The 18,471-nt window shown below is 62.8% G+C and carries 13 protein-coding genes and 1 pseudogene; 4 read left to right on the forward strand and 10 right to left on the reverse strand.

Features of this window, described 5'->3' with window-relative positions:
- Positions 1-36 precede the first annotated feature (36 nt).
- The 3 genes from EJ071_RS18130 to EJ071_RS18140 form a co-directional block, all read right to left on the reverse strand.
- The gene (locus EJ071_RS18130) at positions 37-1,782 is read right to left on the reverse strand and encodes a hypothetical protein (RefSeq protein WP_245460289.1); all 1,746 of its coding nucleotides are present in this window, start codon (positions 1,780-1,782) and stop codon (positions 37-39) included.
- Between the two features lie 247 nt (positions 1,783-2,029).
- Positions 2,030-2,593: a transcription termination/antitermination NusG family protein gene (locus tag EJ071_RS18135; protein WP_126099067.1), complete on the reverse strand. Its 564-nt coding sequence runs from the start codon at positions 2,591-2,593 to the stop codon at positions 2,030-2,032.
- Between the two features lie 20 nt (positions 2,594-2,613).
- The gene (locus tag EJ071_RS18140) at positions 2,614-4,710 is read right to left on the reverse strand and encodes a polysaccharide biosynthesis tyrosine autokinase (protein WP_126099068.1); all 2,097 of its coding nucleotides are present in this window, start codon (positions 4,708-4,710) and stop codon (positions 2,614-2,616) included.
- A gap of 439 nt (positions 4,711-5,149) precedes the next feature.
- Between EJ071_RS18140 and EJ071_RS18145 the strand changes: the two genes are divergently transcribed.
- Together EJ071_RS18145 and EJ071_RS18150 are read left to right on the forward strand one after the other, a co-directional pair.
- Positions 5,150-5,782 (forward strand): hypothetical protein, encoded by a 633-nt coding sequence (locus EJ071_RS18145; protein WP_126099069.1) that lies wholly within the window; start codon positions 5,150-5,152, stop codon positions 5,780-5,782.
- A 613-nt stretch (positions 5,783-6,395) separates the two neighbouring features.
- Entirely contained in the window at positions 6,396-7,010 is a 615-nt protein-coding gene (locus EJ071_RS18150; protein WP_189521509.1) for a Crp/Fnr family transcriptional regulator, read from the forward strand.
- Positions 7,011-7,041: 31 nt separating this feature from the next.
- Here EJ071_RS18150 and EJ071_RS18155 read toward each other — a convergent pair whose 3' ends face one another.
- Positions 7,042-8,163 carry an NAD(P)/FAD-dependent oxidoreductase gene (locus tag EJ071_RS18155; protein ID WP_126099071.1) on the reverse strand — a complete coding sequence of 374 codons (1,122 nt, stop codon included), beginning with the start codon at positions 8,161-8,163 and terminating at the stop codon, positions 7,042-7,044.
- Between the two features lie 222 nt (positions 8,164-8,385).
- On the opposite strand from EJ071_RS18155, the gene EJ071_RS18160 reads away from it, so the two are divergent.
- Together EJ071_RS18160 and EJ071_RS18165 are read left to right on the forward strand one after the other, a co-directional pair.
- Positions 8,386-9,762: an aspartate aminotransferase family protein gene (locus tag EJ071_RS18160; RefSeq protein ID WP_126099072.1), complete on the forward strand. Its 1,377-nt coding sequence runs from the start codon at positions 8,386-8,388 to the stop codon at positions 9,760-9,762.
- 273 nt (positions 9,763-10,035) lie between these two features.
- Complete coding sequence (locus EJ071_RS18165; protein WP_126099073.1) at positions 10,036-11,019, forward strand: GlxA family transcriptional regulator; 984 nt, start codon at positions 10,036-10,038, stop codon at positions 11,017-11,019.
- Between the two features lie 18 nt (positions 11,020-11,037).
- Here EJ071_RS18165 and EJ071_RS18170 read toward each other — a convergent pair whose 3' ends face one another.
- The 6 genes and pseudogenes from EJ071_RS18170 to EJ071_RS18190 all read right to left on the reverse strand — a co-directional run bounded on the left by EJ071_RS18170 (position 11,038) and on the right by EJ071_RS18190 (position 18,424).
- On the reverse strand, positions 11,038-11,850 hold the full coding sequence (locus tag EJ071_RS18170; protein ID WP_126099074.1) for an NAD(P)-dependent oxidoreductase: 813 nt from the start codon (positions 11,848-11,850) through the stop codon (positions 11,038-11,040).
- A gap of 3 nt (positions 11,851-11,853) precedes the next feature.
- Entirely contained in the window at positions 11,854-12,330 is a 477-nt protein-coding gene (locus EJ071_RS40260) for an aminotransferase class I/II-fold pyridoxal phosphate-dependent enzyme (protein ID WP_348628155.1), read from the reverse strand.
- A gap of 136 nt (positions 12,331-12,466) precedes the next feature.
- Positions 12,467-13,051 (reverse strand): annotated as a pseudogene (locus EJ071_RS40265) (aminotransferase class I/II-fold pyridoxal phosphate-dependent enzyme); the annotation flags it as partial.
- A complete protein-coding gene (locus EJ071_RS18180; RefSeq protein WP_126099075.1) occupies positions 13,048-14,664 on the reverse strand; it encodes a hydantoinase B/oxoprolinase family protein in 1,617 nt (538 codons plus the stop codon). The pseudogene EJ071_RS40265 and the gene EJ071_RS18180, both read right to left, overlap by 4 nt.
- A complete protein-coding gene (locus EJ071_RS18185) occupies positions 14,661-16,757 on the reverse strand; it encodes a hydantoinase/oxoprolinase family protein (protein ID WP_126099076.1) in 2,097 nt (698 codons plus the stop codon). The genes EJ071_RS18180 and EJ071_RS18185 overlap by 4 nt, the downstream gene beginning before the upstream one ends.
- Complete coding sequence (locus EJ071_RS18190) at positions 16,754-18,424, reverse strand: thiamine pyrophosphate-binding protein (RefSeq protein WP_126099077.1); 1,671 nt, start codon at positions 18,422-18,424, stop codon at positions 16,754-16,756. Before EJ071_RS18190 ends, EJ071_RS18185 begins: the two co-directional genes overlap by 4 nt.
- Positions 18,425-18,471 lie beyond the last annotated feature (47 nt).

Raw genomic sequence — 18,471 nt, forward strand, 5'->3', positions numbered from 1 at the left:
GGAATGGATGTGGGCCGAGGACTCCGCGGCCGGCTGTTACAAAGACAGCCAGATGTGCCTGAACAGTTCCCGGCCGACGGCCTCTACGTCCGTGCTGGCGTCAACGGTCCGGATGTTCTTGTCCCTGGCTCGTAGCTCCGCCATCAGTGACAGCCGCGCATCGAACGCTTCTTTCTTGATGTCTCCCGGCTTTCGCTGCTCGGAGACGGCAAAATCCGAGACGAGGTGCAAAGTGAGGTGCGGCTGGCACTCCGCCATCTTCTGATAGAGCCGCTGCTCGAGCCGAGCGAGAGCTGACAGGCCCGGGACGGAGAACAGGTGCGGTGGGATGGTCGGCCCGTCCAGATATCCGCTTCGGAGCGCCTGCGGCCACCTGTCGCAAATGACGATCAGCCCGCGCGTCGCCCACCGATGTGCGCGTTTCACCACAGCGTATCGTTCAAACGCGATCAAAACCGCCCACAATGCCAATGCGGCGGCTGCAACGCCCTCCTTGGCTCCGCTCCGGCCGAGGGAATCTTTGCCGTCGTGGCCGGCCAGGGACTTGAGGCGGCGTCTATGGGGGAAAACCAGAGCCTGCAGCGCCTTGCGAAGCCACCATCCATTGCCATCGCCGGTTCCGACATAGGCTTGCGCGCAGCCGAATTTCCATCGAAAAATCTGGGTCAGCCGGTCAGCCTGGGTGCTCTTGCCCGTGCCGTCCGGGCCTATGAGCGCCACCACGAATCCACCTGCCGCGGGCCGTCTCTTTGGTGGAAAGCTGCCGGGCATCAAGCGCTGAAGGAACCGCAAGCCGAGATATGAGGTCTTGCGGGCCAGATGGACCGCGGCATCGGCTATCCCATAGCGCCCCGTGAAGCCGCACATTTCCCGGATCGAACGCCGCAGCCTGGCGAGATCTCCGCGATGGGCAGCCAAACCGTCGCCGCTTTGCATGAACCTGCAGCTTACCGTTCGCCCGCCGCCAAGTTCATATTCCATCACACGCAATTCGGATTCGCTGGACAGAAACGGCAGGCGTGCAATTTGGTCCTTCCAACCATCGCCGACGGTGATCCATTGCCTCCACGGTGGCGCCCAGGCCCGGAAGGCGAAACGGGCAATCGTTATTCGAAGCTCGTCTTCTGAGGAGACCACCGGAATCGATACGCCGTCGACGCTGACCGACTCCCATCGCGTGATCGCCGCATAATCGAATACCGGATAGCGCTTACGAAATTCCCTGCCGACCCGGCCGCCGATATGCATATCGAGATGGAGATAGCGGCCATGCGAGAAATCAGGCAGGAACCAGTCTTCCCGTCCGGCGCAGACATTGTCGTAACAGGACAGGCTGACGCTGCGACGGCCGTGCAGCTGACTTACGATCGAGCAGAAGGCCGGATAGTCGTGCTTGTCCAAGAGGACATCCAGATCGTCCCGGCCAGACAGTCCGTCATGTAGAGATGCCAAATCTTGAATTATCCCGTATTTCAGGCCGGCTTCGTTGAACGCTCGAAACAGATCAGTGGCAATCGGCAGCACCGGTGCCGTTTCGCGGGGCCGCAAAGCGCTTCCGTTGGCTTGAGAGGGCCTTGCATCTGCTTGGCTGCCCGACGGGCTCACGCCAAGCGAAGGGGCCGGCGCCGATACATTCGCCCTCGGCGCCAGCGCTTCCGTCGCCATCCTTGCCTTGGCATCCGGGGACCAGCGACGATACTGATGCGGCCGCAGGCCATCGTGAAGCTCACCGGGCCCGTCGGGGCGGTAGCTTCCTGATTTGGATTTGGGTGCGGGCTGCAAGGGGTCTCCTGCAATTTGTAGCGGCTGGCGTCATTCGCTCGACGTTGTCGGATGACTTGAGGCATTCCAATCTCTGCGCCTGACTTCGCTGCAATGTTGAGGCACCAAGCCTCTCAATGCCGGCCTGCAAGTTCGGATGTTGTCTTTGCAAGCTGCCGCACCCAGGGTGAATTGGGTGCCAATTCCGTCGAGTGGGTTCGGCTATTTTCCCACCAGAAAAACAGTAAATGAAAGTTCACAATAAGTATTAAGAAATTACCGAGAGTTTATCTCTGCCGATAGTAATCGGAATCGAACGGTTCATAATATCAAGAAGAATCCTGACCGCCCCAGCGCTGCCGACCTGGTCAAGAACCCCTAGCTGGTCCGAAAACGGTCCGTCTATGATCCTTATTCTTTGACCCGGCCTCAACAGAATGTCCGGATGCAAAATTCCGTCATCGTCGGTTGCCGATATCAGCGACTCGACCACACCGTAAGGTGCCGGTATCGGCATTCCTTTGCTCATGACCAGCTTCCGGACGCCGACGGTCGAGTTGATCGGGTACCAGCTCTGTTGATGAACAGCCAGTGAGACGAACAGATAGCAGTCGAAATATGCACTGGAGACGGTTTTGACACTGCGCGCGTGCCGGACAGTTCGCCTTCGCTTGGGCAGATAGGTTCGGAAGCTTTGCGACAGCAGGTGCCTTTCGGCGAGGCTTTCGGAATGCTGGTGCGTCTGGACCACGCACCAACGGGCAAGTTCGCCGTCGTGACTTTGTGCTGCCGGCTCCAGGGGCCGATTGTGGTATAAGTCAGCGTTGAGCATGGCGCAATATTGTCTCTTTCCTAATTGAGATAGTAACTGTCCGAGACACTGCTTTCGAGCGACGTGTAACGGCCGTATCTCGGCAGCTTTGGTTCCTCCACCATTGTCAAGGCGATTCCGGCAATCCTGGACCGACCGCCGAGATGTCGAATTCCTTCGGCAACGGCCTCGCGCGAGGTCTCGCGCCACTTCACGACAAAGACGACCTTGTCGACATGCTTCGCCAGGATCGTGGCATCGGCCGCGGGTCCAACGGGCGGCGCGTCAATGATCACCGTGTCGAATTTTCCGCGAAGCTCATCGAGGATGGAGCGCATTCGCGCCGAAGCGAGAAGGGCAGGCGGGTTGCGGGTCCTTGCGCCGGCAGGCAGAAGGGAAATCCCCGAGCGTTCGTCCAGGTGAATTGCGTTTGCAGCCTTCACCGGCAAAGTGAGGAGGTCGACCAAGCCGACCTTGTCCGCCATGCCGAAGAAAGCCGTTGTGGCGGACAGCCGCAAATCCGCATCGATGACCAGAACCCGTTTGCCGTCGGCCACGGCGGAGCAGGCCAGGCTCAACACTAGAGTTGTCTTTCCTTCGCCGGGCATCGCCGACGTCACGAGCATGAGGCGCGGCGAACGGTCCCATTCCGGCGTCGCCTCCAGGCCGAGGCGGAGCCGCCGCACCGCTTCGCTGTATCTGGATAGTGGTTTGCGCTCGAGGTAGGCCACCGGCTGCGCCTGGGACTGGGCGTCCTTCGACCAGCCCGACATCCTTGGCATGGACGCAAGAACCGGAACGGCCAGTTCGTCCTCGATCTGCTTCTTTGCCATGAAGCCGGAAGCGAAAAGCTCACGAAGAACGGCGCCGGCGCCGCCGAAGAAAATGCCGAAGACCAAACCCAGAGCCGCAAAAAGAGACCTGTTCGGGAAGCTCGGTGCACCCGGAACGCTGGCATCGGTGATCACACGCACGCCGCTGTTGAGGAGGGTGGATTTTTCCTCGGTGAGCTTGGCGCGTGACAGGAATGTCTCGAAGAGTTCCTTGTTCGCGGCGGCGATCCTCTCGAGATCGCGCAGCTGAACGCCAACCTGACCTTCGATCTCGGATCGGTTGGATACTGAGTCCAGGGCCCGAGCCAGTGAAGCCTCGCGGGCTTCGGCGGCGTCGACTTCATTCTTCAGGTTGCCGATGAGGCGCTGGACCTCGGCGGCAATCTGCCCCTCGATGTCGTGGCGCTCGGCTTGGGCCGCCATGACTTCGGGATGCCGTTCGCCGTATTTCAATTTGAGGTCGGCTTCCTTCCGGCTCACCAGAGACAGCTGCGATCGAAGTGCGCTGACCACGACGGATTGCAAGACGTCGGGCATTGACTGGATGTCGCCGCCGGCAATCTGCAGCTTGTCGACTTGTTGATACTGCGCCCGTTTCTCCGACAGTTCGGCGCGCGCATTGATCAAAGCGACGTTCAATTCGGACAGCTGTTGGTCGGTCAGGCTGCCCGCCGGCGTCGCCAGCAGATTGTGATCGATCCGAAATTTCTGGACTGCCTGTTCCGAACGGCTGAGCTCCGCCCGCAAGTAGGAGGCCCGCTCGCTAAGCCATGTCGAGGCTTTCTGGACCCCTTCGTAACGGGACTTTATTCGATCGTTGACATAGGCCTGGGCAATTGCATTGGCGAGCGATGCTGCTTTCTGCGGGTCGTAGGTGCTCACATCAAGCTCAATGACGTTGCCGAGCCCGACGCGCGAGACTCCCAGCGCGCCTTGGAGCCATACCAATGCCGCCGGCCCGATCTTGGGATCTTCCGTAAGCTTCTGGCTGTCGACGACCTGTTGAAGAAGTGAGGCGGATCTCAGGACTGCAATCTGACTTTCGATGAATGTTGGATTGTCGGCAAAGTCAGAATTGGAATAGTCTTGCGGAGTCATATAGTCGATCGGGGCGTCAAGCAGGATTTGCGCAACGCCCGTATACGATGCCGGAATAACATAGGCGGCGCCTAGAAATAAGCTGAAGGTGAGCGCTGCAATACTGCACACAAGCTTCCAACGCCGGAGAAAGAAATCAACGATCTCCCTGACGTCGAGCGGCAAAAACTCCCGGATCATCGTCGGATTGTCAGCTGGACTTGCCATCTCGGAATCCTTGCGATCAGCAGCACGACACCACCCCTTCAGCGTCGGCTGAAATGGCTTTCTTTCCAAAAGGTTCGGGCAGTTAGCTGTTAGGCGCGCTCAAACTCATCGCGCGGGCCTTTGTGCCCCGCCGGCATGTCCAAATCGCTGTTCCACCCACCTGACCGATCGCGTCACCGGTCGGCTTAGAAACATATCAGCTTCGCGGACATTCTCGCCATTACCATTATTGAGTAGTAAATCGGCTAAAGGTCGATCTGGTCTACCCGGCAGGCCTTTCAGAGCTTTGGGACGTCGCCTGGACACCTTGCTGCCGCTCTTCCGAGAGGCCCACAACACTGCCGACGTATAGCGTCTCGCAGGAGAACCCTGTGCCTGGACGACAAGAACGCGGCTGGCCGCCGGCGGGTCCGAGATCGAAGGCGAGTCCGAGGTTGACATGGACACTTACAGCGAAATCGTTGTGAAATTTGCGGATTGGATCACCAACAGACCGGGAACCATTCTGATGCTGTCAACAACCTTGCCGTTGATGCTCCTTTTGCAGAAAGGCCGGCTACTGGGCTATGGCGCCCTCGCCGTGCTTGTTGGGGCTGTCACATTGATCTCTTTCGGCATCGAGAATCCGGGCGGAGCAGTTATCGTCTTTCTCGCCTACAGTTTGCTGGTTTCAGTTGCCCTGCTTTCCACCCGGAGGCGTTTGACGCAAATCGAAGACCGCCTCGCATCGGTCATGTCGGCGCTCGGCGAGCTGGAAGTTGCCGAGGAAAGACGGCAGACTTACAGCGCCAAGCATCCCACGGTCTCGCGGTTTCAGTCGCGCAGGAAGCGGCCGGCCGCAACAATGGAGCAAACCGCTTCGGTGAGCGCAGAGGAGAGGCCCGCAAGAGAGGGGCAGTCGATCCCCGGTCCGCTTTGGCAAGAGCTACAAGCGCTCGACGCCCGATTGGACTCCGCGCGTCCGGCATCAACTCGACCGGCAGAACACGATCCGCTTTCGAAAGAACGTCAAAGAGGGGCTGCGATCGAGTTGAACAATTATGCCGGTGATGGTTCGAGCCGGCTGAAGTAAACCGCAAGCATGTCGGTTCGCCATCGGTTTGCTGGCAGGCCACAGGCAACTCGCCGAAGCCGGTCCGGCAGGCGGGACTGCACGAGCGGCCATCGATCATGGCCGAGATCGCCGGCATTCTGATACGACTTTCATCCCGATATGGAAGGTCGCGCGGGCAGCAGTGCTGCGCCGGCAAGACGCAGCTGGTTTCCCAAGAAACTTGCCAATGGCCACACGGCCACTGCCGCCCGAGCGAAGGCGCCGAGCGGACGAAGATCGATGTCTGGCCTTACGCATGGCGTGCCGGTTTGCCGCCACGCTTTTGCCCAATGCAAGCGGCTGCATCGTCGTGTTGTTCCGGGAGTCATGGTAGTCTTCAAAGGAAGGCCTTCGATTACCGGGTGGCAAGCTTATGCCCAAAGGTGGTAGACTGGGCAGCAATTCGGATGAAATGGCAGATGGAACCTTTTGTGTAGTTGATGGTTGCAGCTTGAGGTTGATCAGGGGGTGGTCAACGCGTTGGGGTGCTCAGAACAAAATGAGCTTATCAAAGCTGGCTCTTGGATTGGCGCGGGGACCTACGCTTGCTGAGGCAAGTTGGGAGCGGGGGATATCTTTACTGCCGGGAGCTATGCGCCGCACCTATCCGGCCAACACGACAATTGCAGGCGAGTATCAGGCCAGATCCTGTGTACTAATCATGACTGCGGGGTGGGCGGCGTTCGCGAAGGCGCTGCCGGACGGATCACGTGTCATCGTCGACTTCGCGCTTCCTCGCGAAATAGCTCCTATCGAGTTCGGTGGAGAAGCCGGCGAGACGGTAACCGCTCTATCGGACGTGACTGCGATCGAGCTGGCCGGTCCCGTCCATACTTGTTTTTCGCGCTACCCGCAGTCGATTTGCGAGGCTATCCTGGTGGCTCAGGCAAGCCGATACGCACGGCTCGCGGAACATCTGGCCGGGGCCAGCAGAAGGGGGGCCGTGGAGCGCACGGCCCATCTTCTTCTCGAGCTGGCCTGCCGCGTAAATCGATCGGCAACGAGTTATCCGGACCGCTTTGCATGTCCGCTGACCCAGGCGGAACTGGGCGACGCGCTGGGGCTTTCGGCTGTGCATGTGAGCCGTGTATTGAAGACATTGCGGGAGACCGGGCTGGCGTCATTCCGCAACGGCGTGGTCGAGTTGCATGACCATGCGGGACTGATCGAAACAGCTGGATTTGATCGGTCCTACATTTCGAGCTGACGTCATGTGGCGCTTGCGGTTCGAGCGTCCATCAGCGCTGCTCCAGGGCGAGGATGTCCGTCACATGCTGTGCGGTCGCCATGCACGAGGTCAACCCAGGGCTTTCGAAGCCGAACAGATTGACCACGCCCTCGACGCCATGGGTCGCGGCATCCTGGATGACGAAGTCGCTGTTGGGCTCGCCTGGCCCGGAGAGTTTCGGCCGGATCCCACTGTAGGCGGGCTGCAGGCTGCCGTCGGCTAGGCCCGGCCAATATTTGCGGATCGCGTCGTAGAAGCGCTCGCCGCGCGCCGGATCGACGCGGTAGTCCAGCGTCTCAGTCCATTCGACATCAGGTCCGAAGCGCGCTGCCCCGCCGAGATCGAGCGTCAGGTGGACGCCCAGGCCGCCGGGTTCCGGCACGGGATAGACGAGTCGCGAGAAGGGCGCGCGTCCGGCCACCGAAAAATAGTTGCCCTTGGCGTAACGAAGCGTTGGCAGGAATTGCCTGTCGAAGCCTTTCAGCGAGCCAGCCAGCGCCACAGCGCCAAGGCCGGCCGCGTTGACGAGACGCGATGTGGCGATCTCGAAACCTTCGCCGGTGGCCGTGTCGGTCGTCTGCAGAACGATACGGCCGGCTTCGATATATCCCGAAACGACCTGCGTGTTGAATGACAGCATCGCGCCTTTTTCCTCGGCGTCGCCGCGTAGTGCCAGCATCAAGGCGTGGCTGTCGACGATACCGGTTGAGGGCGAGAACAGCGCCTGCGTGCAATGCAACGCCGGCTCCAGCGCCCGCGTCTCGGCAGCGGAAAGAAAACGCAGATCGCTGACGCCGCAAGCGGCGGCATTGGCGCGAATGGTTGCAAGCACCGGCTCCTGTGCCTCGTCGGTCGCGAGGATGAGCTTGCCGCAGCGCTCGTGCGGGATCGAGCGCTCCGTGCAGTAGCGGTAGAGCATGTCGCGGCCGGTGACGCAGAGACGAGCCTTAAGAGAGCGCTCGGAATAGTAGATGCCGGCATGGATGACTTCCGAGTTGCGCGAGCTCGTTCCAGTGCCTACGGCCTCCGTCGCTTCGAGGATCAGCGTATCGAGGCCCTTCGCCGCAAAGCTACGCGCAACCGCAAGTCCGATGACGCCGGCGCCGACAATTACGCAGTCGACCTGTTCCATGCCACGTCCCTCCGGTTGCGCATGCGCCGCGCCAAAGCCCCTGCAACCATACAGTCTCTGTCCACCTCGGAAACCTCATGGCGCTATCGATTGTGACACAGCGGCTCTTGCGGCGGCATCCCGCCATGATGCATCAGCAGTACAGACGTGAGGCGGATTTTGTGAACATCTCCTTCAGGGAGACAGGCCGTTTTCGCTTCGAGCCTGCAGACAGGAGCCAGCATGGACGCCAGACCGAATTCCCCTGAAGCGCGCGATATCCGCTACCATATGCATGCCTACACCAATGCCCGCAAGCATCAGGAAACCGGACCGCTGGTCATCGAGAAGGGCGACGGCGTCTATGTCGAGGATATTGCCGGCAACCGCTACATCGAAGCGATGGCGGGCCTGTGGAGCGTCGCCGTCGGCTTTTCGGAAAAGCGGCTGGTCGAGGCGGCGACGCGGCAAATGTCGAAGCTGCCTTACTATCACGACTTCGGTTCGAAGGCGCATTCGCCGCTGATCGACCTGGCGGAGAAGCTGGTAAAGATGGCGCCGGTGCCGATGAGCAAGGCCTATTTCACCAATTCTGGCTCCGAGGCCAACGACACCGCGATCAAGATGATCTGGTACCGCTCGAACGCGCTCGGCCAGCCGGCGCGCAAGAAGATCATCAGCCGCAAGCGCGGCTATCATGGCGTCACCATCGCTTCGGCGAGCCTGACCGGCCTGCCCAACAACCATCTCTCCTTCGACCTGCCGATCGCCAACATCCTGCATACCTCGACGCCGCACCACTGGCGCGACGCGGAGCCAGGCGAGAGCGAAGAGCAGTTCTCCGCGCGGCTTGCCGACGATCTGGAAAAGCTCGTCCTCGCCGAAGGGCCGGAGACCATCGCCGCCTTTATCGGCGAGCCGATCATGGGCGCCGGCGGCGTCGTCGTTCCGCCCGCCGGCTACTGGGAAAAGATCCAGGCGGTGCTGTCGAAATACGACATCCTGTTGGTGGCCGACGAAGTGATCTGCGGCTTCGGCCGGACCGGCGAGATGTTCGGCTCGCAGACCTTCGGCATCAAGCCCGACATCATGGTGCTGTCCAAGCAGATCTCGTCTTCCTACCTGCCGATCTCGGCGCTCATCATCAACGACAAGGTATTCGAGCCGATCGCCGACGAGAGCAACCGCATCGGCACGTTCGGCCACGGCTTCACCGGCGGCGGCCATCCTGTCGCCGCGGCCGTCGCTCTGGAAAACATCAAGCTGATCGAGGAGCGCGACCTCGTCGGCAATGCGCGCAAGGTCGGCGCCCACCTTCAAGCGCGATTGCGCAAGCTTGCCTCGCATCCGCTGGTCGGCGAGGTGCGCGGCGTCGGTCTCATCGCCGCCGTCGAGCTTGTCGCCGACAAGGAAAGCAAGGCGCCGTGGGGCAAGCCCGCCGCGCTCGGCGCGCTGGTCAACGGCCTGCTGCAGCAGAACGGCGTGATCTCGCGCAACATGGGCGACGCCATCGCCTTCTGTCCGCCGCTGATCATCACCGAGGCCCAGGTCGACGCCTTGGTCGATACGTTCGAACGGTCGCTCGACGCCGCCCTGCCGCAGGTTCGGCCGCAGGGCTGAGCCAATCCAAAGCCGCGACACCGTCTATTCCGCGTCGCCGCATAAGACACCGCTAGCCTTCTGCCGGCCAGCGCTGAGATCCGGCCGGCGCGACGATCCGGGCCCGACAGCGCGTCTCCTTCCGAGGCGGCCAAGTCGTTGATGGACTATCCGAGGACGGCAGCGGCTGGCATCTTACCATGCGTGAAAAGGTGTTGACGGCGAGATCAGGCGCCGGTTTGGAAACAGCGCATCAGAGTGCGCACATTGTCCGCCAACAGGAGCGAGGCAAATATGAAATTAGCGGTTCCGGAGACCAGCCGGCTGAAAATCGGTTTCATTCTCGCCCGTTCGTTCACTCTTTCAGCGTTTGCTCTGTTCGTCGACACGCTGCGCCTGGCCAGCGACGAAGCAGACAGATCCGGCAGGGTCTTTGCCGACTGGCAGGTTCTGGCGAGCACCAGACACCTGATCACAGCCAGCTGCGGCGTGCAGGTCGCGCCGACATCGGATTTCGTCGATCCCGGCCTGTTCGACTACATCGTCGTCGTCGGCGGACTGCTGAACAATGAATTCCCGGTCGACGACGAAACCGTCCGCTACCTCAAGAGAGCCGCGGCAGCCAAGGTTCCGTTGATCGGAGTTTGCACGGGTACCTTCATCCTGGCGGACGCCGGCCTGATGAAGTACCACCGGACCTGCGTCAGCTGGCTGCATTATCAGGCGTTCCGCCAGCGTTTCCCTGATCACGAGGTCCGGGCCGACCGCATTTTCAACCTCGATCGGACCAGGGGATCATGCGCCGGCGGCAGCAGCGCGGCCGACATGGCGGCGTCGATCGTGAGACGCCACATCAGCGAACGGGCGGAACGGAATGCGCTCGAAGTGCTGCAGATCGACAAGGCGCGCTCGGCCTTGCACATCCAGCCGCGCAGGCCGCTTGCCATCGAATGCGACGACCCGCGGCTCCAGGCGGCGCTCATCATGATGGAGAGCCATATCGAGAACACGATCTCCATTCCCCAACTGGCGGCATCGGTCGGCTTATCGCGCAGGCAACTGGAGCGTCTGTTCATGGAGCAAACAAAGAGCTCCCCGGCGCTCGTTTACAAAAGAGTGCGCCTCGAGCGGGCGAAGCAGCTGTTGCTCGAGACCAGCGTTCCGATGGTCGAGATCGCGATTGAAGTCGGCTTCGAGAATGCCTCGCATTTCTCCAGGGCGTTTCGCGAGACGTTCGGCGTGCCGCCCAGCAAGGTCAGGTCGGCAATGCCAAACTGATTTGCCGGCCTATAAAGGTCACGCGGGCTTGTCGTCCGGGTGCCCGAGCTCGCAGAACCAGCCGCCGAGATATTTCACCGACGGCTTCGTCGGATCGGGAACCGGCGTCTTCGCCTCGATCGCCGCGCGGAAAGGTTCGGCGCTGTCCTGAGGGATGAAGCCGAGGTGGTCGGCGCCGCTGTTGTCGACCATTTTCAGCTTGTTGTCGGAGATGCCGAACGAGATGGTGTGGCCGACACGCGGCGCGGTGAGCGACGCCTCGACCAGCCGCACGCAGTCGGCGAAGGAGAGGTAGGACCACAGCATGCGGCGGTCGGCCGGCTCGGGGAAGGACGAGAAGATGCGCAAGCATACCGTCTCGATGCCGAACTTGTCCCAATAGAGCCGGCTGAGGCTCTCGACGAAATTCTTCGACACGCCATAGAGGCTGTCGGGACGCACCGGCGCGTCGACGCCGATATGCGCCTCGATCTCGTGATAGCCGATGGCATGCACCGACGAGGCGTAGATGACGCGCTTCACGCCGTGTTTCCGGGCGCCTTCGTAGATGTGGTAGGAGCCGCGGATGCTGGAATCGAGGATCGTCTGCCACTCGCATTCGAGGGGCGCGCCGCCGAAATGCACGATCGCGTCGCAGTCCTTGGTGGCCGCGATCGTGGCCTCCATGTCGGCAAGGTCGAAGACCGCTTCTTCCTCGTGCGGCGCAAGATCGCCGAACGGTTCGCGCCCCGCCAGGCGGATCGTTTTTGCCAGCGGCACCAGCCCCTTCCTGAGCTGCGAGCCGAGCCGACCGGCGGCGCCGGTGATCAGGATACGTTCGTAGTGCGGCATCGTTTACTCCACTCGCGCGACGGCGGCGTTGATCCGCGAGATCGCTTCGGTCAGCACCTCTTCGCTCGTCGCCGTCGAGATGCGGAAATAGGGTGACAATCCATAGGCTACGCCCGGCACAGACGCCACGCGTCCCTCGTTCAGAAGATAATTCGCCACAGCCGCATCGTCGTCCAGGACCATACCCTTGGGCGTCCTGCGGCCGATCAGGCTGGCGCAGCCGATATAGGCATAGAAGGCGCCTTCCGGCGGCGACAGCGTCAGTCCGTTGATCTTGCGGATGCCGTCCACGACCAGATCACGGCGCGCCTCGAAGGCATGCCGGAAGCGCGCGACCTCGTCCTGCGGGCCGTTGAGCGCGGCGACCGTGGCCGCCTGCGCGATCGAGCACACCGATGTGCACGATTGGCTCTGGATCGTCGACATCGCCTTGACCAGTGGCGCAGGGCCAGCGGCATAGCCGACACGCCAGCCGGTCATCGCGTAGGACTTGGAGACGCCGTTGACGATCAGCGTGCGGTCCTTGAGCGCGGGCAAGCCTTGCCGAAGGAACGAACTCGCGTTCGACGGAGTGCTCGTAGATCTCGTCGGAGAGGACAAGCACCTGTGGGTGCTTTGCCAGCACGGCGCCCAGCGCCGCGAGGTCTGATTGCGAATAGACCGCGCCGGACGGGTTGCCGGGCATGTTGAGGAAAAGCCACTTGGTCCTTGGTGTGATTGCCTTTTCCAGCAGAGCCGGCGTCAGCCGGAAGCCGGTGGTCTCCGGGCACTCGACGACGACTGGCGTGCCGCCGAGCAGCTTCACCATCTCGGGATAGGAGACGAAGTAGGGCGCCGGAAGGATCGCCTCGTCGCCGGTCTCCAGCGTCGCCATCAGCGCGTTGAAGATGATCTGCTTGGCGCCATTCGCCACGACGATATCGTCGGCCGAGCAATCCAGCCCGTTCTCGCGGCGGAACTTGCCGGCCACCGCCTCGCGCACTTCGGCGGTACCGGCGGCGGCGGTGTACAGCGTCTGTCCCGCTTTCGCCGCGAAGTGGGCGGCGTCGATGATGTGAAGAGGGGTCGGGAAATCGGGCTCGCCCAGCCCGAGATCGATTACGTCGACGCCCTTGGCGCGAAGCGCCTTGGCGGCCTGCGAGGCCGCCATCGAAGCCGAAGGCTTCACCACCGACAGACGCGAGGCAACATAGCTCATCATTCGCTCTCCGAGATGTATCCCTTGGATCGGTCATTGGCTCGCGCCGCCGCGCCGCGCTTCGCCGGATCGCCATAGCCGCCGCCGCCGGGCAATTCCAATATCAGCCGGCGTCCTGCGGGCACATGCTGCCAGCCCTTCGGGCGCATCTTCGTGCCGTCATCCAATTTGACCACGCCGGCGACGCCGGGCTTGCCGCCGTTGCGCCCCCGGGGAGGATGATTGACGCGGTCGAACATAGCCGAGAAGTCGAACTCGTGACCTTCGGTCGCGGCGATTTCGATGATCTGCCCGAGGCCGCCGCGGAACTCGCCGTCGCCGCCGGAGTTAGGCCGTAGCTCCTTGCGCCAGATAACGATCGGGCCGGTATGCTCCGTCGCCTCGATCGGCATCGTATGCACGCCCGACGGGAAGGCCGTCGCCGACAATCCGTCGAGCTCGGGGCGGGCGCCCATGCCGCCGGAGTTGAACATCAGCACTTCGGCGCGGCGGCCGGAGCCGCCGGCGACAGGCCGTGCCGAGATGTGGATGTTCCACAGCGCGCCGGCGCCTTCAGCGAGAATTTTGCCGGGCAACGCCTTGGAAAACGCCCCCAGCACCAGATCGGGAACCATGTGGCCGAAGATGTGCCTGAGCGCCACCGGCGCCGGCCGCACGGCGTTCAGGATGTTGACCGGCGACGACACGGTGAAGAAGGCGAGCGAGGCGGCATTGTTGGGAATGTCAGGCGCCACCATGCATTTCAGCGCATAGCAAGCATAGGCCTTGCTGTAGATGATGGGGCAGTTGATGCCCCAGCGGCTCATCGGGTCGGTGCCGGTAAAATCGACCTCGACATGGTCGTCGCGCACCGAGACCGTGGCCGCGAGCTTGACCGGCTCGTCGTAGCCGTCGGTCACCAGCTCGTTCGACCAGCTTCCCTTCGGCAGCGCCTCGATGCGTTCGAGCATGGCGTCGCGGGTGCGCGAGAAGATGAACTCGCCAAGCCCATCGAGCGAGGTCAGGCCGATCTCCTTCATCATGTCGACGAGCCGTCGGTGGCCGACCTCGTTGCAGGCGGCGAGCGAATAGAAGTCGCCGACGACCTGGTTGGGCTCACGGACATTGGCGCGCAGGATCCTGACCAGATCGAGATTGACCTTGCCCTTCTCCGCGAACTTCATGATCGGGATCTGGATGCCTTCCTCGTAGACCGACTTGCCGTCGGCGCCGAAGCCGCGTCCGCCGACATCGACGACATGCGCCGTGCAGGCGAAGAAGGCCACGAGCTCGCCGTTCAGGAAGGACGGCGACACCATGGTGATGTCGTGCAGATGGCCCGTACCCTGCCAGGGATCGTTGGTGACGTAGGTGTCGCCCTCGAACATTTGATTGCGCGGGATCTCGTTCATGAAATGCAGCACGGCTTCGGCCATGGTGTTGACGTGGCCGGGGGTGCCGGTCACCGCCTGCGCCAGCATCTGGCCGCGCGGGTCGAAGACGCCGGCCGACAGGTCGCCGGATTCGCGCACCGAGGTCGAGAAGGCCGTGCGCAGCAAGGTGAGCGCCTGTTCCTCGACCACCGAGATCAACCGGTTCCACATGACCTGCATGCGGATTTCGCCAATATCGCTCATGCCTGGCTGCCTTTGCGGATCAGGAGGATTGCGCCGTCGCTCTGGATGACGGCGTCGAAGCTGGTGGTGACGACGGTCGACGTTTCGCGTTCGACGATGACGGCAGGGCCCGCGACACGGTCGCCGGTGCAGAGCGTGTCGCGTTCGACGATGCCGTAGCTGCGCGGCGCGCCGCTGACGGGATCGAAGACCTCGCGCGTCGTGGTCGGTTCGCTCGTCTTCCTACCGGTGGTCAGCTCGTGCCTCGTAACGGCAGGCCGAACATCCGTCGCCTTGACCGACCAGGTGACGATCTCGATCTCCAGCCCGTCGAGCCCTTCGATGGCGCGGCCGAAGAAGCGCTGGTAGTTCTCCTCGAACAGTTCCTTGAGCTTTGCAACGGCGTCGTCGCCGAACGGCTCGTCGGCCTGCGGGACAGGGATTTCCCAGCCCTGGCCGGCATAGCGCATGAAGGCGGTGATCTCGCAGACGATTTTACCGCTGGCGCCGGTACGCACAAAGCCCTCGGCGGAGGCCTTGAGGTCGGCGAGCAGGGCGTTGACCTCGGCCGGCTTGAATTGTGACAGGCGCGTCAGTTTCGAGGCCAGCGCCTCGTAACCGAACGGCGCCTTGAGGAAGCCGATCGCCGATCCGACGCCGGCACCTCTCGGCACGATGCACTGGTCGATGCCGAGCTTCTCGCACAGCCTTGCCGCGTGAAGCGGTGCGGCGCCGCCGAAGGCGATCATCAGATTGTCGGAGATGTTCTTGCCGTTCTCCACCGCATGGACGCGGGCGGCATTTGCCATGTTCTCGTCCACCACCTCGCAGATGCCGAAGGCGGTCGACATGGCATTCAACGAAAGCCGCTCGCCGACATCGCGCAGGATGGCCTGTTCGGACGCGGCTGTGTCGAGTCTGATCGCGCCGCCAGCGAAATTGTGTGGATCGAGCTTGCCGAGCACCAGGTCGGCGTCGGTGATCGCCGGGCGCTTGCCGCCGCGGCCGTAGCAGGCCGGGCCCGGCTCCGATCCCGCGCTCTCGGGTCCGGTCTGGATACGGCCCATGGCATCGACCCAGGCGATGGAGCCGCCGCCGGCGCCGATCTCGATCATCTCGATCACGGGGATGGAGATCGGCATGCCCGAGCCCTTGGAGAAGCGATAGGTGCGCGCCACTTCGAAGGTTCTCGCCGTGCGCGGCGCGTAATCCTCGATCAGGCAGATCTTGGCGGTGGTTCCGCCCATGTCATAGGAGACGACCTTTTCGAGCCCGAAGCGTCTGGCGATGTCGGCGGCGAAAATGGCGCCCCCGGCCGGGCCGGATTCGACCAGCCGAACCGGGAATTCCGAAGCGGTTTCCACCGAGATCAGGCCGCCGCCGGAATGGATCATGAAAACCGGGCACTCGGCGCCCATGTCCTTGAGCCGCGTCTGCAGGCGGGCGAGGTAGTCGGCCATCTGCGGCCGCACATAGGCGTTGGCGCAGACGGTATTGAAGCGCTCGAATTCGCGCATCTGCGGCGAGACTTCCGCGCTGATCGAAATCGGGATGTTCAGCTTGCGAGCAAGGATTTCGCGGGCGCGGCGCTCGTGGTCCGGATTGGCGTAGGCATGGATGAAGCCGATTGCCACCGAGCCGAAGCCGCCGGCCGCGATCCGGTCCGCTATTTCCTTCAGGGCGGCTTCGTCGAGCGGCTGCAGCTCCTGGCCCTCGGCACCGATGCGGCCCTTGACTGTGAAGCGGTCTTCGCGCGGGATGAGCGGCGTCGGCAGTTGCAGGTTGAGATCGTATTGCTCGAAACGGTTTTCCGTCCGCATCTCGATCACGTCGCGGAAGCCTTCCGTTGTGACCAGCGCGGTCTTGGCGCCGCGCCGCTCGATGAGCGCGTTGGTGGCGAGCGTTGTGCCGTGGATGATGATGCCGATTTCGGACGGCGCGATTCCGGCATCTCGGACGACGATGGCGATGCCGTCGAGGATCGCCTGTTCGGGCGCCGAATAGTTGGTCAGCACCTTGGTCGAAAACATCGTTCCCCTGACGTCGAGGGCGATGTCGGTGAAGGTGCCGCCGATGTCCGCGCCGAGACGGATGTCGTCAGTTCTGGAGGTCATGCCTTGGCCTTCCGGGAAGCGAATGCGGCGTCGCGCATCTGGGTGAGAGTCTGCCGGGGCGTGAGCGCTTCGGGCGAGACGGCAATGTCGAGGACGGCGCCTGTTTCGGACTTCAGCGCCCGCTCGAACGCCGCCGCTAAATCTCCGGTGGATTCGACCCGCTCGGCGTGGAAACCGTAGGCCTTTGCCAGCGTCACGAAATCCGGATTTTCGAGCGAGGTGCCGGAGACGCGGGCCGGATAGTTGCGCTCCTGATGCGCGCGGATCGTGCCGTAGATGCCGTTGTTGATGATCAGCACGATCGGCTGCGCGCCCGCCTGCATGGCGGTTCCGAGTTCCTGGCAATTCATCTGGAAGTCGCCGTCGCCGGCAAAGCAGACGACTGTGCGCTGCGGATACGCGACCTTGGCGGCGATCGCGGCCGGCAGACCGTAGCCCATGGCGCCGGACTGCGGTGCAAGCAGCCGCGCCTGCGGCCCGAACTTGAAGAACTTGTTCGGCCATACCGTGAAGTTGCCGGCGCCGTTGGTCAGGATCACGTCTGCCGGTAGGTTGTCGCGAAGCCAGGCGCTGACCGCGACCATGTCGACGGGGCCAGGCTGCACGGGCGCGGCGAAGGTACCTTCATAGGCCTTGCGAGCCGCGGCGCGCCAGTCGGCCCAGCCACCCTTCACCGAGGTGAGCGCCTTGGCGAAGGCGTTCGGCCCAGCATGGATGCCGATCGCCGGCACATAGATCTTGCCGATCTCGCGATCGGAACCGTGCACGTGGATCAGCTTCTGGCGCGGCACGGGAACTTCCAGCAGCGTGTAGCCGTCGGTCGTCATCTCGCCGAAGCGGACATTGACGGCCAGGATCACGTCGGCGTCGCGGATCAGGGTCTTCACATGCGGCACCATGCCGACGCCGGCCTCGCCGACGAAGACCGGCGAGTGGTTGTCGAACTGGTCCTGGTAGCGGAAGGCGGCGACGACCGGGATGTCGGAGTCTTCGGCGAAGGCCTGAAGCGCGGCACGTCCGTCCGCCGTCCAGTTGGTGCCGCCCATCAGCAGCACCGGCTTCTCGGCCGATGCCAGCAATTTGACGGCCGCCGCAATCGCAGCCTGCGCCGGCGCGGGCTCGAAGATCGCCGCCGGGCCGCTGAGCGGCGCGGCCTCGGTCAGGGTGGTCAGCATGTCTTCCGGCAGCGCGACCACAACGGGGCCGGGCCGTCCGGTCGAGGCGGTGGTCCAGGCCCGCGCCACGATCTCGGGCAGGCGCTCGACGTCGTCGATCTCGACCGCCCATTTGGCGACGGTCCCATAGACCGCCCGGTAGTCGATCTCCTGGAAGGCTTCGCGGCCCTTCATGTCGGTGCCGACCTGCCCGACGAACAGGATCATCGGCGACGAGTCCTGCATGGCCGTATGCACGCCGATGCTGGCATTGGTGACGCCCGGGCCGCGGGTGACGAAACAGATGCCCGGCGTGCCTGTCAGCTTGCCGTAGGCGGAGGCCATGAAAGACGCGCCGCCTTCGTTGCGGCAGAGCACGTAATCCAGCTTGCCATGGGTGTCGTGCAGCGCGTCGAGGACGGCCAGATAGCTTTCGCCGGGAACGCCGAAGCTCTTGGTCGCGCCGAGCGCGATCAGGCACTCGACAAGAAGGCGACCGCCATTGCGCATCATGCTTCGAACACCCCGCTGTGTCGGCAAGCGGACTGAGCCTGCCCTTC

The organism is Mesorhizobium sp. M1B.F.Ca.ET.045.04.1.1 (genome assembly GCF_003952465.1).
GTDB lineage: Bacteria > Pseudomonadota > Alphaproteobacteria > Rhizobiales > Rhizobiaceae > Mesorhizobium > Mesorhizobium shonense.

Bases quoted from the DNA above. Each gene is read 5' to 3' on its own strand.
- EJ071_RS18135 (WP_126099067.1), bottom strand. From the start codon at position 2,593: ATGCTCAACGCTGACTTATACCACAATCGGCCCCTGGAGCCGGCAGCA.
- EJ071_RS18140 (WP_126099068.1), bottom strand. From the start codon at position 4,710: ATGGCAAGTCCAGCTGACAATCCGACGATGATCCGGGAGTTTTTGCCG.
- EJ071_RS18145 (WP_126099069.1), top strand. From the start codon at position 5,150: ATGGACACTTACAGCGAAATCGTTGTGAAATTTGCGGATTGGATCACC.
- EJ071_RS18150 (WP_189521509.1), top strand. From the start codon at position 6,396: ATGCGCCGCACCTATCCGGCCAACACGACAATTGCAGGCGAGTATCAG.
- EJ071_RS18155 (WP_126099071.1), bottom strand. From the start codon at position 8,163: ATGGAACAGGTCGACTGCGTAATTGTCGGCGCCGGCGTCATCGGACTT.
- EJ071_RS18160 (WP_126099072.1), top strand. From the start codon at position 8,386: ATGGACGCCAGACCGAATTCCCCTGAAGCGCGCGATATCCGCTACCAT.
- EJ071_RS18165 (WP_126099073.1), top strand. From the start codon at position 10,036: ATGAAATTAGCGGTTCCGGAGACCAGCCGGCTGAAAATCGGTTTCATT.
- EJ071_RS18170 (WP_126099074.1), bottom strand. From the start codon at position 11,850: ATGCCGCACTACGAACGTATCCTGATCACCGGCGCCGCCGGTCGGCTC.
- EJ071_RS40260 (WP_348628155.1), bottom strand. From the start codon at position 12,330: ATGACCGGCTGGCGTGTCGGCTATGCCGCTGGCCCTGCGCCACTGGTC.
- EJ071_RS18180 (WP_126099075.1), bottom strand. From the start codon at position 14,664: ATGAGCGATATTGGCGAAATCCGCATGCAGGTCATGTGGAACCGGTTG.
- EJ071_RS18185 (WP_126099076.1), bottom strand. From the start codon at position 16,757: ATGACCTCCAGAACTGACGACATCCGTCTCGGCGCGGACATCGGCGGC.
- EJ071_RS18190 (WP_126099077.1), bottom strand. From the start codon at position 18,424: ATGATGCGCAATGGCGGTCGCCTTCTTGTCGAGTGCCTGATCGCGCTC.